This window comes from Pseudoalteromonas luteoviolacea (assembly GCF_001750165.1).
In the GTDB taxonomy this organism is placed as follows: Bacteria; Pseudomonadota; Gammaproteobacteria; order Enterobacterales; family Alteromonadaceae; genus Pseudoalteromonas; species Pseudoalteromonas luteoviolacea_G.
Genome location: NZ_CP015411.1, coordinates 3,405,984 through 3,421,964, shown reverse-complemented (window position 1 = coordinate 3,421,964; position 15,981 = coordinate 3,405,984). Strand labels below are relative to the sequence as shown.

Genomic DNA, 15,981 nt, shown 5'->3' with positions numbered 1-15,981 from the left:
CGCCTTGTTAACCTCGAGGGGATAAAAACTTACCTGTTTCTATCTCCTCGCGGGTCTTAAGTGCTAGTTGATTCAATACACCTATACTTCTACCGCGCGACGTTAATTCGTGTTCTATATCGATAATATCAATTTCTTTAAAGCCTGAGAGCTGAGCGATTCTTGCAAAGGTATACGCATGCTTGTATTTTTTCTGTTTGTAAAAAATGCTTACCAAAGCCTTATACACTTCTAAGTCTGGAGTTTGCCCTGCTTGATTTAGCTCCAAAACTCGGTACAGAAAATCGATTGTTTTGTCGTCGTCAAATTTCGCGTAGTAAGTTGCCAGAAACATTTGTATCTCTTGGCTTTGACGCACGTAAGGCTCATCTTCTTGGCGCAGCAGCTTATTCATCGCAAATTGGCTATTATTTCTAGACCAATGATAGTACAGCAAACCTGGGTGAGAGGTTTGTTTGGTATCTTGATAGATCCGATTCATTTCTTTGAGACTGGTGAGGTGGCCCTCAACGCGAGAAGTCGTTTTCTCTTTTAGCTTGATGTGTTCAATTTTTGCCGCCAGTGACACACACTCATTATATGCTTCAAATTGTTTTAGCAATTGGTATTTATGTTCGTCTGTTGGGTCTTTGTACTCAACATAACGACCGATGATCACAGATGCTCTTTCCTCTTTACAATGACTGTCTTTATTTAAATCATTGCAAAAACCTGGGGTTTCCTCACATACCTTTGCCAATGTCAACGGTTCTTCACATCCACTCAGTAATGTTAATAAAGAAGCGCTAACAATAGCTAGCATCCACTTATTAGCCATTGTTTATCCTACGTAATATTTAATCGCGCACAACATATCACTTTTGCTCCTTTCGAAACAGCCCAAACGCGCTGAACGCGATTAACTTTGCTGATAGTGCTGCCAATTTTACTACTAATTACCTAGTTTAGTCTGATATCACAAATAAGATATAAGTATATTTTCTTCAATATATGGAAAAAATAAGACATTTTTCTGTCTTTTCATCGTTCCCTTTACGAAAACAAAAGGAAATGTATGGCTAAGAGTGGAGAATAATTGCAGATTAAATTAGAATGGCGGTGCCCAATAGGGCTATCCGTTCAAAAAATTGTTTATTAGGCAGAAAAAATGACCTTATCTCACGAGCAAGAATATCAAAATAGCTGGCAAGAACGCCAAGACTACGCTGAAAATATGCAACCTATCATTGGTCGCTTATACCGTAACTTGGGTGTTGAAATTGCTGTTTATGGCCGTCCACTTGTTAACACAAGCACAATTGACGTAATTAAAGCACATAAAACAGTAGCACGTTTTGAAGAGACTAAATTGCGTCTTCGTGAAAGCTTCCCTTTCCTAGAAGCTATCAGCAAAATGGAGCTTGCACCTGGTCGTATCGATTTAGGTAAGTTAGCTTATGCATACATCTACAAAAATGCAGGTGAAGGCCGCTCTATTGAAGAGTATTTAAATGGCGAGCTTGCTGAGTTACTAAATAAAGGCACAGGCCCAGAACCGCGCGATGTTGTTTTGTATGGTTTTGGTCGTATTGGACGTTTATTAGCGCGCCTGCTTATCGAGCGCGGCGGCTCTCACGCTGATTTACGTTTACGTGCAATCGTTGTACGTGGTGGCCGTGATGGCGACCTTGAAAAGCGCGCAAGTTTATTGCGTCGTGATTCTATCCATGGTCCATTTGACGGTTCAATTACCGTTGATCATGAGAAAGGCGCTATCAAAGCAAACGGTAACTACATTCAGGTGATTTATGCGAACTCACCAGAAGAAGTAGATTACACTAAGTATGGCATCGAAAACGCACTAGTTGTTGATAACACGGGTGTATGGAAAGACGAAGATGGTTTAGGTAAACACCTAGCGTCTAAAGGTGCATCAAAAGTACTACTTACTGCACCTGCTAAGGGCGATATCAAGAACATCGTTTACGGTGTAAATAACATTGATATCCTAAACGAAGATAAAATTGTATCAGCAGCAAGCTGTACAACAAATGCAATCACGCCAGTGCTTAAGGCATTGAATGATAAGTTTGGTATTAAGAATGGTCACGTTGAAACAGTGCACTCATACACAAATGACCAAAACTTGATCGACAATTACCACAAAGCTGAGCGTCGTGGTCGCAGTGCAGCACTTAACATGGTTATTACGTCAACTGGTGCTGCAAAAGCGGTTGCTAAAGCGCTTCCAGAGCTTGCCGGTAAGTTAACTGGTAACGCAATCCGTGTTCCAACACCGAATGTTTCAATGGCAATTTTGAACTTAAATTTGAATGCAGAGACTACTGCGGAAGAGTTAAATGAGTTCTTACGTGAAACTTCACTGTATTCAGATCTTCGCGATCAGATCGACTACACTGCATCTACTGAAATCGTATCAACAGATTTAGTAGGTAGTCGTTATGCAGGTGTTGTTGATTCTCAAGCAACAATTGTAGATGGCGACCGCGTTGTACTATACGTTTGGTACGATAATGAGTTTGGTTACAGCTGCCAGGTAGTACGTGTAATGCGTGACATGGCTGAAGTTGCTTTCCCAAGCCTGCCATAAATTCGCTTTGACGATGAAAAAAGCCAGCATTTGCTGGCTTTTTTAGTTTTTGATCCGCGTTATATATGATAGGCTTTTCCATGTTTTTAGCTACATTTAGCTAACATGAATAACAATTCATTGTTTAGCGAATAAAGCGCAATGTGACGGCAAGAATCTTGCCATAAATTTTAGGGTATATATGAGAATTTCTAGTAATTTTGACAGTGGTAATATCAAGGTAATTTCGGCACAGCAGCCTCACGATATTCAGCTTGAAATCAACAAAGACAACAACTCAGACTTTTTTCAGTGGTTTCACTTCCGTCTTGAGTCAACTCCTTTTGTAGAGCATAAATTACATATTAATAATTTAACAGCATCAGCATACCCTGAAGGGTGGGATGACTATCAAGCAGTGGCATCATATGATAGACAAACTTGGTTCCGAGTACCTACTACTTACCAAGATGGTCAGCTCGTTATCGATTTTGAACCTGAGTATAGCCATACGTTTTTTGCATATTTTGCTCCGTACAGCTATGAGCGCCACTTGGATTTATTATATTGGGCACAAAGCCACGACGCATGTCAGATTGAAACGCTAGGTGAAACAATTGATGGCAGAGATATCAGTTTACTGGTAGTCGGTGAGCCAAGTGAAACCAAGAAAAAGATTTGGATCACGGCAAGACAGCACCCAGGGGAAACCATGGCAGAGTGGTTTGTCGAGGGGCTTTTACATAAATTATTAGACGATGAAGATCCACATGCCGCAGCACTGTTGTCAAAGTCGGTATTTTATATCGTGCCAAACATGAACCCAGATGGCAGTGTTCGTGGTCATTTAAGAACAAACGCAAACGGTGTTAACTTAAATCGTGAGTGGGAGACACCGAGCGTTGAAAACTCACCAGAGGTTTATTACGTACTGGAAAAAATGCGTGCGGTTGGTCTAGATATGTACCTAGATATTCACGGTGATGAAGCATTACCATATAACTTTGTAGCGGGTAGTGAAGGGATCCCAAGCTATGATGCTCGTTTAGAGAGCTTGGAGAACCAGTTTAAAGATGCACTGCTTGCGATTACGCCTGATTTCCAAGATGTATATGGCTATCCAAAAGATGAACCTGGCCAAGCAAACTTGACGGTTGCCTCTTGTGCCGTTGGTGAAGAGTTTAAGGCATTATCTTATACAATTGAGATGCCATTTAAAGACAATGCAGACCTACCGGACCCTCATTACGGCTGGTCTGATAGACGTTCTTACCAGTTTGGACAAGATACGTTATCGGCAATAGTGAAAGTAGTTGATAACTTAAGATAATCAAAAATTAAGGCAGCCTTTAAGGTTGCCTTTTTTAATATAACAACAATTAGAAGAGGATAAGTTGTGGACGTATTAGGAAGTTTTCTTGATAGCTTAGATGCCATGCTAGGGGGCTCGTGGTGGTTTCCTTATGTATTGCTAGGGGTGGGATTCTTTTTCACTGTTTATTTAAAGTTCCCACAGATTCGCTATTTTAAACATGCCTGCCGAGTGGTTTCTGGTAAGTATGACAAACAGTCTCATGAAGGTGACACGACACACTTTCAGGCATTGTCAACGGCATTATCTGGTACTGTTGGTACGGGTAATATCGGTGGTGTTGCTCTCGCTATTTCTATTGGTGGCCCCGCAGCGTTATTCTGGATGTGGATGACCGCATTTTTTGGTATGACGACTAAGTTTGTGGAAGTGACGCTATCACATAAATACCGTGTTAAAACAGAAGATGGCACCATGGCTGGTGGTCCAATGTATTACATGGATAGACGCTTAAATATGAAATGGTTGGCCGTTTTATTCGCAATTGCAACGGTTATTAGCTCTTTCGGCACAGGTAGTCTGCCACAAATAAATAATATTGCGCAGGGAATGGAAGCGACCTTTGGTTTTGAAAGAATGGCCACTGGTGCGGTGTTATCTATATTACTTGCTTTGGTTATTTTAGGTGGAATTAAGCGCATTGCAGCAATCACGTCTAAAGTAGTTCCTGTTATGGCTGCAGTTTATATCTTAGGTGCTTTTGCAGTTATTTTCTACAATATTGAAAATATTGGTCCATCATTCGCGTCTGTTTTTACTAATGCATTTTCTGGTTCAGCGGCAGCCGGTGGCTTCTTAGGGGCATCATTTGCATACGCATTTAACCGTGGTGTAAACCGTGGCTTATTCTCTAACGAGGCAGGTCAAGGTTCTGCGCCAATAGCGCACGCATCAGCAAAAGCAGATGAGCCTGTATCTGAAGGTATGGTCTCTATTTTGGAGCCTTTCATTGATACCATTATTATTTGTACCTTAACAGGTTTGGTTATATTGTCTTCTGGTGTTTGGACTGAAAAGTTTGAAACCGAGTTTGAACGTTCTTCGATGACCTTTATAAAAGGGAATTATGATGAGGCTAATGAAGCGGATCGAACTGAGCTGTATAAATATTTAAATGGATATGCAGATCATAAGGTTGAGGAGTACAATGGATCTATTCAGGTTGTGCAAGGTATAGCAGTAAACAAGGATTTTACAGTCATCCATTCTCGCTCTATCGGTGAAGACATTCGCTTTGGAATTACGGATAAGCATCAATACACAGGAACGGTTGAAATTGAAGGTGGTATTCCTGCTGACCCGAGTATATCTGTTCAAGGTAAATCACTGGTTCATTCAGCAGAATTGACGACAAAAGCATTTACACGAGGCTATTTTGGCGATAGTGGTAAGTATATCGTTTCCATTGGTTTATTGTTATTTGCTTTCTCAACAGCGATCGCTTGGTCGTATTATGGTGATAGGGCAATGACTTATTTGCTTGGACCTCGCTCAGTTATGCCATATCGTGTTTTTTATGTTGCAGGTTTCTTTTGGGCATCGTTTGCAGATACGACCTTAGTATGGAAGTTAGCAGCAGTGGGTATTGTTGTAATGACGTTACCAAACCTGTTTGGCATCATGGTTTTGAGAAAAGAGATGAAAGAAACAGTAGATGATTACTGGGAAAAATTTGAAAATGGCAAAGGTCAAGCGTCAGATGACGATAAAATCGAGAAATCTCGCGATTTCCAATAAGACAAAGTAACTCAAAACAAGTAGAATAGGGCGCCATATGGCGCCTTATTTTTTATTCGGAGTAGCGAAAGTATGGCAATAGCCCAATGCCCGAGTTGTAATAAACCCATTTCATCAAAGCACGTGGTTTGTCCACATTGTGACGTTGAGATTGGAAAAATAAGTGATGACGAACTTCGTCGAATTGCGGTTAAAAACCGTATAAAGAAACAACAGAGTATTATGAATTACTCGTTTCTGGCTTTGATTTTGTTCTTGGGTGGTTTTTTATACCTATATTGGCAGCACCCAGTTGAAGGCAGCATTGAAATGTATGCTGCAAAATCCGCGATTGGTATCGGTATGGTTTGGTACCTCATCAATCGTGTGATATTGGTTATTTTGAAAAAGAAAAAGTGACGATGAATGTAGATAATTTGGTAAGTAGCATTACCCCAGAAGTATTCGAACGCTTACAGTATGGCGCCTCTACAGGTCGCTGGCCTGATGGTACTGAGCTAAGCGATGCACAAAAAGAGCAAACTGTTCAACTCGTCATGCTATACCAGGCAAAAATTGCTAAATCGAACGAGCAATTTACGATTAATGAAGATGGCGAGATGGTTCAAAAGTCTAAACGCGAATTGCAAAAAGAATTTAAAGCAGAAAACGAAATAGCTAGGTTCACTGAAAATGATCTTTAAACACTTATTTACACCTAAATGGAAGCACCCTAAGGCGCAAGTGCGCTTAGCGGCGGTGGATAAATTAGACACAACCAAGGATGTCGAAGCATTAACAATTCTAGCCCTTGAGGACGACTCAATTCAAATAAGAAAAAAAGTCCTGAACAAGATTGATGATTTAGGTTTGTGGTGGAAAGTCTACAAGCAAGATCAAGAGCTAAAAGACATCGCCGAACAGCATATTAGCCAAGCTGTTTTATCAGGCTCGCAAATGCTAAGTAATGATATTCGTGAAGAATACATTGATAGGTATGCGCCACAAAAAACATTAGAAAAATTGGCATTTTCAGATATCGCACAAGTACAGCGAGTCAAATTACTGAAGCGTATTGCCAATTCACGTCTGATTGAAAAGGCGTTTAAAGAGGGTAATGAAGCGCTTCAAGTGGCTTTACTCGACTTAATTTATCAATACGATTTAACTAAGATCGTATTAAAAAGCGCTCATGGAGAGGCAAAATCACAATTAGATGATCACCTTGAACAAGCTCGTCTAGCAAAAGTGATGCCTAAGCAGATTGCTGAGCAAGTCAAACTCATTTTAGCTAAGTTCAACGCATTGAGAGAGAAGTCAGACTATGAAGTTGTTAGCTCTCAATTTAACGCACTAAGCCAACAGTGGCAAAGTCTAGAGCTTAAATGGTTGGATGAAGAAACACTAAATTTACAGTCTGATAAATATCAACTGCTTACTGGTAAACTTACAACTCATATTGAGAAGCTAAAAGCGCAGTATGATGCTGAGATTGCTGCACAACAAGCTGAAGAAGAAAAGCAGCGCATCATTGCAGATTACACTTCTAAAATGGATGTTTTTGAGCGTGAGCTCAATGACGCGGTGAGTAAATTAGATATTGAGTTTCAAACATCACTACAAAGCCAGTTTACGCAACTGCAGGGTATTTTAAGTGAGTCGGTATATAAAGAGTCAGCTGCGGTAAAAGGGTTATCACAGCGTTTGAATCATCTTAATCAACTGCTTCAAACACTGCCTGAAATGATCGCTGCGACAAAAGAGTTTCAAGTTGCGTTGGAAGCCTTGAAAGCCATTGAAGCAAGCGACGATCTAGCTCAATTAGACGAATTACTGGCTACGCAAAAGTCAGCATATCAATCATGCAACAACGTATTGAGGTCTTTACCTGCTGAGTTGAGACAGGCTGCGAAAGGTGAGCTTAGTCAAGCGTCTAAAGTATTTTTAGATGCAATGAAGCCACTGGTAGATAAACAGCAAAAGTTGTTAAAAGAAGCTCGTAAAAAAGCGCGTGATGTGCAAAGGCTTATTGAGCAAGGTCGTTTTAATATCGCGTTCGGTGTATTTAATGGTCTAAAGGAAAGCTATGATGAGCTTACAGAAGGTCACAAAGAGCAAGTGAGTAAGCAGTATGAGGCGTTGCAGTCTCAACTGGCCGAGTTCAAAGATTGGCAAAAATACGCATCCGCTCCAAAACGCACAGAGTTACTTGAGCAACTAGATGAGAAGTTAGCAGAAACTGACATTGATCCTAAAGTACGTGCTGCTGAAGTTAAAATGTTGCGCATTCGCTGGAATGAATTGGGGCGTATTGAGAGCGAAGAAGAGAAGCAGCAAGCTCAATTGTTTGATGAAAAGATTGAATTGCTTTTTGCACCATGCCGAGCTTATTTTGCAGAACAAGAAGAAGCGCGTAAACAAGTGATTGTTGAGCGTGAAAAGCTGATCAGTCAAATGAAAGAGCTTGAACATTTTTCTGTAGAAGAAGAGGGCAGCTGGCGTAAGTTGGAAAGCCAATTTAATCGTATAAACAAGCTATGGCGTGGCGCTGGTAGCTTAGACTCACAAACCTACCAAGCATTGAACGGACAATATCGTGAAGTATATGCACAGGTGAATGGACGACTCAAAGCGCATCATCAGAATAATGCAGAACAAAAGCAAGGTTTGGTTGATGAAGCCTTGGCTCAAGTTGAAAATGAAAATGTAGCTGAGGCATGCGATGTGCTTAAAACGCTACAAAAACAGTGGCAAGGTATCGGATTTGCGGGTAGCAAAAGTGAGCATGCCTTGTGGCAGTCGTTTAGAAAGCATAATGATGCTGTATTTGCTAAGCGTGAAGAAATGGTTGCTCAGCAAAAGCGTGAAAACGCCGCTTTGGAAGCGCAGCAGCGCCAAGAGTTGGCTAATTTTGATAATCTGGTTATTGAAGCTAAGACGCAGTCAGAACTTACTCAGTTGCAAGAACAGATCAGTCATTTTGACGTACTTGGTGGTCTGAACAAAATTAAGAAGTCTTTAATTGAGCAAGTTGAAGTTAAGTTAAATGAATTATTCTCGACATTAAATCGCGAAAAATTTTCTGAATTAGTGAATGCTGTGGAGAACAATCAAGAGATCCCTGCATGCTGGCAAGGTAAAAATGTATTGGGGATCAGCGCTGCACAGTTGCTTTTAAGATTGGAAATCCTGACAAATGTAGAATCTCCTGAACATGAGCAACAGGCGCGAATGGCAGAGCAAGTTGCGCTCTTAGATGAGAAGCTTCAAGGTGAATCTCACAAGCTTGATTTTTATCTGGTCAGCTATTTTGCGCAAGCGAAGATTGAAGGTATTGAGTTCAATTCAAGCCGAATTTTAAGTGTGCTAAACGCATAATATGAAAGGCCCTGTTGAGGGCCTTTTTCTTTTCTATCTCGTGTTGTCGATATCGAGTGTAAAATCACACTGTTTCTACATATATTACCCTAAGCTTTACTTTGTTTTATTTTTTTCAATTCAAAGTCTCTGGCTTTTTTGATCAATTGCGGTCGTTTAAATTTTGGGGTTTTTCTTTTGAGTAGCAACTTCAACCTTATCCTTTGAATTTATTAATTTAATTTCGTCTATTTATATTTCTAGAGCAAGTGTAAGTATATGCCTGATAAAACTCATGTTTGTAATTGTGCAGTTAATAGCATTAATTGATTTGAAATTAGGCATTCTGTCATCTACTTTTAGCGAGGAAAGTGACAAATATTTATCTCGGAAATAATAATCATTATCACATAAATGGTATTTATACCGCCCATTAACTTTATAAATTAGCGTAACCTAGTGAATTTAGTGTATTTTGCGGCGCAAACTAATACTAAAAAGTGCTTTTTAGTTAAATGATTACTAGCGCTTTAAATTTAGGGTAAAATAACCCTGATTTATATATGCGTATTACTGCCTGACGAGGTTCATATGAGTTTGTATACTGAGTACTTGGATGAAATCCAAACCCGTAAAACGGAACTAGGACTTAATCCAAAACCAATTGATAGCGCAGATTTGCTATCAGAAATTATTGCCCAAATTAAAGATACAGAGAATGAGCACCGCGAAGATTCTCTTAAATTCTTCATCTACAACACACTTCCAGGCACAACTAGCGCTGCTGGTGTAAAAGCACAATTCCTAAAAGAAATTATCCTAGGTGAAGAAACTGTCGCTGAGATTTCAGCTGAGTTTGCTTTTGAACTAATTTCACACATGAAAGGTGGTCCTTCAATCGCTGTACTTCTTGATCTTGCACTTGGCAACGAGGAAGCTGTAGCAAAGCAAGCTGCAGACGTACTTAAAACGCAGGTATTCCTATACGATGCGGATACTGCTCGCCTACAAGAGGCTTTCAAAGCAGGTAATGCTGTTGCAAAAGATATCTTAGAAAGCTACGCGAAAGCGGAGTTCTTCACTAAGCTGCCTGAAGTTGCAGAAAAAATTGAAGTAGTTACTTTCATCGCAGGTGAAGGTGATATTTCTACTGACTTACTTTCTCCTGGTCACCAAGCGCACTCACGTGCAGACCGTGAACTTCACGGTCAATGTATGATCACACCTGAAGCACAACAAGAAATCGTTGCGCTTAAAGAAAAGCACCCTAACGCGAAAGTGATGCTAATCGCAGAAAAAGGCACAATGGGTGTTGGTTCTTCACGTATGTCTGGTGTGAACAACGTAGCACTTTGGGCTGGTACTCAAGCAAGCCCTTACGTTCCATTTATCAACATCGCGCCAGTGGTTGCTGGTACTAATGGTATCGCACCTATCTTCCTGACTACTGTTGATGTAACCGGCGGTATTGGTCTTGATCTTAAAAACTGGGTTAAGAAAGTAGATGCTGATGGCAACACAGTGACTGACGAAAATGGCGACCCAGTATTAGAAGAAGCGTATTCAGTAGCAACTGGTACAGTGCTTACCATTGATACTAAAGCTAAAAAGCTTTTCAACGGTGAAGAAGAACTAGCAGATATCTCATCTGCGTTCACACCACAAAAAGTTGAATTCATGAAAGCGGGTGGTTCATACGCAGTTGTATTTGGTAAGAAGCTTCAAACTCTAGCGGCTGAAACGCTAGGTGTTGATGCGCCGACTGTTTATGCTCCTTCGAAAGAAATTTCGCACGAAGGTCAAGGTCTAACAGCGGTTGAAAAAATCTTTAACCGTAATGCGGTAGGTGTTGCTTCAGATGCGCCACTACACGCTGGTTCTAACGTTCGTGTTAAAGTGAATATCGTAGGTTCTCAGGATACAACGGGCCCTATGACGTCACAGGAGCTTGAAGCAATGGCTGCTTCAACGATTTCTCCACTTGTTGACGGTGCATACCAGTCTGGTTGTCATACAGCGTCTGTATGGGATAAAAAAGCGCAAGCGAACATTCCAAAGCTAATGGCATTCATGAACAAGTTCGGTCTTATCACAGCGCGTGATCCAAAAGGCATCTACCACTCAATGACTGACGTTATTCACAAAGTACTGAATGACATCACAGTGGACGACCGTGCTATTATCATCGGTGGTGACTCGCATACGCGTATGTCTAAGGGTGTAGCCTTCGGTGCTGACTCTGGTACTGTTGCACTTGCATTGGCAACGGGTGAGTCTGCAATGCCAATTCCTGATTCTGTTAAAGTAACCTTCAAAGGTAAAATGGCAGAGCACATGGACTTCCGTGACGTAGTACACGCAACTCAAGCGCAAATGCTGAAGCAATTTGGCGGCGAGAACGTGTTCCAAGGTCGTATCATCGAAGTACACATTGGTACACTAATGGCTGACCAAGCGTTTACCTTCACTGACTGGACTGCAGAAATGAAGGCGAAAGCGTCAATCTGTATTTCAAACGATGAAACGCTTATCAAGTCAATTGAACTGGCTAAGAGCCGTATCCAAATCATGATCAACAAGGGTATGGAAAACGAAGCGAAGACACTACAAGGTCTTATCGATCTTGCTGACGAGCGTATTGCAGGTATCAAGTCTGGTGAGCAACCAGCGCTTGCACCAGATGACAACGCGAAGTACTACGCTGAAGTTGTGGTTGATCTTGACGAAATCGTTGAGCCAATGATTGCTGACCCTGATGTAAACAATGAAGATGTATCTAAGCGTTATACGCACGATGTAATTCGCCCTGTTTCATTCTACAACGACAAGCCAGTAGACTTAGGTTTTGTTGGCTCTTGTATGGTTCACAAAGGCGACATGCAGATCATTGCACAGATGCTACGTAACCTTGAGAAGCAAAATGGTTCGATTGAGTTTAAAGCACCTCTAGTTGTTGCACCGCCAACATATAACATTGTTGACGAGCTTAAAGCAGAAGGTGATTGGGAAGTGCTAGCTAAGTACGCTGGTTTTGAGTTTGACGATGAAAAGCCAAAAACAGCAGCACGTACTAAGTATGAAAATATCCTTTACCTAGAGCGCCCTGGGTGTAACCTTTGTATGGGTAACCAAGAGAAAGCTGAGCCTGGTGATACAGTAATTGCAACGTCTACACGTCTATTCCAAGGCCGTGTTGTAGCTGATACATCAGAGAAGAAAGGTGAGTCACTACTTGGTTCAACACCATTAGTAGTACTTTCAACTGTATTAGGCCGCTTCCCAACGATGGATGAGTACAAAGCTGCGGTTGAAGGTATCGACCTAACAGCATTTACTCCGCTTGAAGAAGAGCTAACAACTAAATTTGGTTCTGAGCAAACAGTACCTGTTAAAGTAGTTTAATCAGTTACAGATTGACTATGAAAAAGCGCGTTTTTAAACGCGCTTTTTTTATGGCTGTGCCCTTGAGTGCGCTTGCCGAAGCATCAAATAATCTTCATTATTTTAGCGTCCTCACAATATTATCCTTAGTTTCTCCTGAGACGCATTGTCAGTCATATACTTTACTAACCTTAAGATTCTGCTATTTGAAGCAGTACAGCCTTACTATGCGGCTAGACCCAATTTATTATGAAAATAGATTTGGATATTCTGCAATGAAAAGTGGAATAAGACAGATATTTTTACATTGCAAGTCTAAACTTTACCTTTTCAAAATCGTTATATAGTAACAAAAGTTGAGTGCTCTACTGTGTTTGAAGTACAGCTCAGTGCTCTCCCAACGCGCTAATATAAAGGAGCTCGGGTAATATGAATGACCATAGCAGTTTTTACTTCCAAAGTTATGAGCAGTGGCGCCATGCAATCACTGTGCGATGTAAAATTACTTTAACCGCTGAATATGCAAGAACTCGTATCAATGCATTGAGCGACCCTACGGATCTTCACACGCAAGAATTTGCGGCTAAGTATGGAGATGCATACTTACAACAAGTAGTCGCTTGGTTCACTCGTGCAGAGCAAAGTGCATAGCTGTGAGGCTATAGATCACGCATTGTCACTCTTTTATCAGTCTTAGGTGTTATTCTAAAATCGTTTTAGCGTTGTCGTTGATGGGCTGTTGGTAAGCCATACTTGAGGTGATATGAGGATTTGAGGTGATCGAGCATGCTATGCTCGCTCACCTGCAATTTAGAAACGTTTGTTGTAACCCATCTCTTCAAGTGCCACCAAAACCGACTCAGCAAACATCCAGTGTGCTTCAGTACCAAACTGACTGTCCCAAGCGATGATTCTAATATTATAAGGTTTAAAATCGAAGGCTAGGGCTCCCCAAGAGCCTGCATGCCCAATCATTTCTATTTGCGTGTCATAATCATCAAGTTCGCCAACAGCAGACTGCAAGCCTAAGCCATAAAACTCAGTTCCTTGCTCGTTAGTCGGTATTTTCCATGATAACCACTGCTCTTGTAACTGCGGGTCTTGGATCAGTGTGCCATCATGTATCGCGCTATAAAATTTATTTAAATCCCCCAGCGTTGAAACGACACCGCCACCTGCCCAAGCGAAGGATGTGTTCATATGAATTGCTGATATATTATGATTGCCATAAAAGTGTTCAGGGTAGTCTCTTTCATGGTTTTCCTTACTAAGAATGTAATAGTGGTCGACTGGCATGAGTCCTTTATTACTATCATGAAAGTCCATAAAAGTATTTTCCATCGCCAATGGGGCAAAAATAAGTTGCTCCATTAATTGGTGCAAGGGAGCTTGACCTACTTTTTCTAAAACAATACCCAGTAAAACAGCGTTACTATCTGAGTATAAGTGATGTGTACCTAGGGAAGATTGCACATCCCGAGTTAGCTTTCTATCGAGCATGTCTTTTAATATGTCTTGTGCACTCCATAGCTGCGCACCCTGAGGGTTACTTTTCAGTGCACTGTCTAACGCCAAGTAATCTGGTGACATAGGGTCATTAAGGTAAGATATATAATCTTTAATACCTGTACTTTGATCGAGTAATTGGCGTATGGTAATCTCTCCTCCGCGCTTTATGCCATTGTGTTCATGCAGATCGGCCACTTGGTATCCCTTTGGCATATCTGAATCCATTAGCAGCTCTGATAATTGAGTATCTAGGTCAAACTTGCCCATTTCTATCATCTTCAGTGTGACAGCTGCCGTCACTGTTTTTGTAATGCTCGCGACTCTAAATGGATGTGTGGTTGTCATTTCTAGTTGTTCTTTCACATTGGCAAAGCCGGTGGCGCCTTGCCATGTATAGTCTAAGTCATTAAAAGTAACAGATAGTGCCATATTGGCAATCAGTGGCTGATGCATTTGATAGAGGCTATCCATTAATTTGGTGAGTGCAGGCTCGGCGAATTCGAGAACAGGTTTAACCTCGATATTGATGGTTGCCTGAGATTGGCTGCCTTGTTTATCCACAGCTGTTAGGCGAAATTGATATTGGCCTGGTAACTTCGGCGCTAAGAAGCGGGTCGAGGCTTTATTGGGGTGTTCAATGACGGCTAGTTCCTGTCCATCTATTTGTTGCCAATGCAGTTTATCGAGGTTGTTTTCACTGTCACTCACAATGGCGGACAATACGCCCCGGCTATTTTGAATGACAGAGACTTGCTCAGTACTTACTTGGATACTAGGCGCGGTGTTTTCATTATTAGAGCCACATGCGGCTAAGTTGGTTATAACCCAAGTGATAAGAGACAAGCGTATAAATTTATTAGTATGTGATCGAATCATGCAATCTAACCTCAAGTTTATTAATGTTGTTTTTATAAAAATATAAGAACATTGCCTGCTCGCGTCTGTATCAAACTGTAGCTGGCTGTATTAGGGTGTAGATTGTTTTTTATGAATGGAAAAGGTAACGGTTGGTACACATGTGGTAGTGGCTTTGATGTCACTGGTATGTACTTTTATGATGAGGGCGATAGAAGTGTCAAACGCTTTGAGTGCACGAAGGTATTGGGTAAAAATACCTTAGCCAATGTTTGACTACCAAAATGCAGAGATAGATGGTCCTGTTGTTTGCGGCAAAAGGAATGGTCAAGACACCTATGCGACAGGTTTCTACTATCAAGATATCGGAGATGACCGCATTATCTACATGCAGTGTGGTTATTTTTATTGATAAAAATTTAATAGATTTGACTTTATAATATCAAAGCAAAGCAATATCGTTTGTGGTGTTTTTTTCTATTTTGATTGGCTATGCCTTTAAATGATTTAATTGATTTGCTGACCCTGATAAACACGAGTGTCGGCAATACTTAACATGGCTCTGTCTTCTTCAGTATCACCATACGCATAGATATGTTCATAGTTTGACACATTGATTTGCTTTTTGAGCAGGTCAACTTTATTTGTGCCACTGCAATCCCCGTGAATATAACTACCTGTATACTTTCCATTGATACATTCAAGCTCACTGCATACCAAGTGAATATTATGCTGTTTGCACCATAGTGACAAATAAGGATTGAGTGATGCTGAGACCACAAAAATCTCATGCCCCTGAGATTGGTGCCATTGTATTCTTTCAAGCATATTCTGTCTTATTAACGGTGGTAAAACCTGTTCGACATAATCGCGTGCTTTATAAATAACATCACTTTCAGAGCGACGCCAAAATGCGACTTTTGATAGGATCAGGCGGGTTTTACTTGCAGGTAACGCACCCAGTTTATATAAAAAGATGATTGGAAGCAGAATAAAGTAGCCGACATAAAGCCGAGTCTTGGGTGTAGCAAAGAATAAAAACTTGGTATAACAGTCTTCTGTTGTGATGGTGCCATCAAAATCGAACAAAGCAAGTACCATATTTCCCCTAAATTTGACCTAAGCTAAAAATAGAATGTGCCAGCATAGCGCAAATTGTTTCTACGATCACTTATCAAAGTATGATTTTGATGTACACAAGGTTGGCCCCAAAGTATCTTGG

At 40.9% G+C, this 15,981-nt stretch carries 13 protein-coding genes; 10 read left to right on the top strand and 3 right to left on the bottom strand.

All coding sequences use genetic code 11. The features are described from left to right. Nucleotides 1-7: 7 nt before the first annotated feature. Nucleotides 8-817 carry a DUF2989 domain-containing protein gene (locus tag S4054249_RS14360; protein WP_046358606.1) on the bottom strand — a complete coding sequence of 270 codons (810 nt, stop codon included), beginning with the start codon at nucleotides 815-817 and terminating at the stop codon, nucleotides 8-10. A 330-nt stretch (nucleotides 818-1,147) separates the two neighbouring features. On the opposite strand from S4054249_RS14360, the gene S4054249_RS14355 reads away from it, so the two are divergent. From S4054249_RS14355 to S4054249_RS14320, 8 genes are all read left to right on the top strand, one after another. Beyond that, the gene (locus tag S4054249_RS14355; protein ID WP_046358607.1) at nucleotides 1,148-2,590 is read left to right on the top strand and encodes a glyceraldehyde-3-phosphate dehydrogenase; all 1,443 of its coding nucleotides are present in this window, start codon (nucleotides 1,148-1,150) and stop codon (nucleotides 2,588-2,590) included. A gap of 181 nt (nucleotides 2,591-2,771) precedes the next feature. Next, a complete protein-coding gene (locus S4054249_RS14350) occupies nucleotides 2,772-3,899 on the top strand; it encodes a M14 family metallopeptidase (RefSeq protein ID WP_046358608.1) in 1,128 nt (375 codons plus the stop codon). A gap of 66 nt (nucleotides 3,900-3,965) precedes the next feature. Then, on the top strand, nucleotides 3,966-5,678 hold the full coding sequence (locus S4054249_RS14345; RefSeq protein WP_046358609.1) for an alanine/glycine:cation symporter family protein: 1,713 nt from the start codon (nucleotides 3,966-3,968) through the stop codon (nucleotides 5,676-5,678). A 72-nt stretch (nucleotides 5,679-5,750) separates the two neighbouring features. Continuing rightward, nucleotides 5,751-6,077, top strand: coding sequence for a hypothetical protein (locus S4054249_RS14340; RefSeq protein ID WP_046358610.1), 327 nt, complete (start codon nucleotides 5,751-5,753; stop codon nucleotides 6,075-6,077). A gap of 2 nt (nucleotides 6,078-6,079) precedes the next feature. Further along, the gene (locus tag S4054249_RS14335) at nucleotides 6,080-6,361 is read left to right on the top strand and encodes a YeaC family protein (RefSeq protein ID WP_046358611.1); all 282 of its coding nucleotides are present in this window, start codon (nucleotides 6,080-6,082) and stop codon (nucleotides 6,359-6,361) included. Beyond that, nucleotides 6,351-9,035, top strand: coding sequence for a DUF349 domain-containing protein (locus S4054249_RS14330; protein ID WP_046358612.1), 2,685 nt, complete (start codon nucleotides 6,351-6,353; stop codon nucleotides 9,033-9,035). Before S4054249_RS14335 ends, S4054249_RS14330 begins: the two co-directional genes overlap by 11 nt. A 570-nt stretch (nucleotides 9,036-9,605) precedes the next feature. Further along, entirely contained in the window at nucleotides 9,606-12,416 is a 2,811-nt protein-coding gene (locus tag S4054249_RS14325; protein ID WP_080928484.1) for a bifunctional aconitate hydratase 2/2-methylisocitrate dehydratase, read from the top strand. Nucleotides 12,417-12,824: 408 nt separating this feature from the next. After that, on the top strand, nucleotides 12,825-13,046 hold the full coding sequence (locus S4054249_RS14320; protein ID WP_046358613.1) for a hypothetical protein: 222 nt from the start codon (nucleotides 12,825-12,827) through the stop codon (nucleotides 13,044-13,046). Between the two features lie 159 nt (nucleotides 13,047-13,205). Here S4054249_RS14320 and S4054249_RS14315 read toward each other — a convergent pair whose 3' ends face one another. Further along, nucleotides 13,206-14,780 (bottom strand): serine hydrolase domain-containing protein, encoded by a 1,575-nt coding sequence (locus S4054249_RS14315; RefSeq protein WP_046358614.1) that lies wholly within the window; start codon nucleotides 14,778-14,780, stop codon nucleotides 13,206-13,208. Nucleotides 14,781-14,891: 111 nt separating this feature from the next. On the opposite strand from S4054249_RS14315, the gene S4054249_RS26625 reads away from it, so the two are divergent. Both S4054249_RS26625 and S4054249_RS26620 read left to right on the top strand, forming a co-directional pair. After that, the gene (locus S4054249_RS26625) at nucleotides 14,892-15,035 is read left to right on the top strand and encodes a hypothetical protein (RefSeq protein ID WP_155401423.1); all 144 of its coding nucleotides are present in this window, start codon (nucleotides 14,892-14,894) and stop codon (nucleotides 15,033-15,035) included. Then, entirely contained in the window at nucleotides 15,028-15,171 is a 144-nt protein-coding gene (locus S4054249_RS26620) for a hypothetical protein (RefSeq protein ID WP_155401424.1), read from the top strand. Before S4054249_RS26625 ends, S4054249_RS26620 begins: the two co-directional genes overlap by 8 nt. 95 nt (nucleotides 15,172-15,266) lie before the next feature. Here S4054249_RS26620 and S4054249_RS14310 read toward each other — a convergent pair whose 3' ends face one another. Beyond that, nucleotides 15,267-15,860 carry an HAD family hydrolase gene (locus S4054249_RS14310; protein ID WP_046358615.1) on the bottom strand — a complete coding sequence of 198 codons (594 nt, stop codon included), beginning with the start codon at nucleotides 15,858-15,860 and terminating at the stop codon, nucleotides 15,267-15,269. Nucleotides 15,861-15,981: the final 121 nt, after the last annotated feature.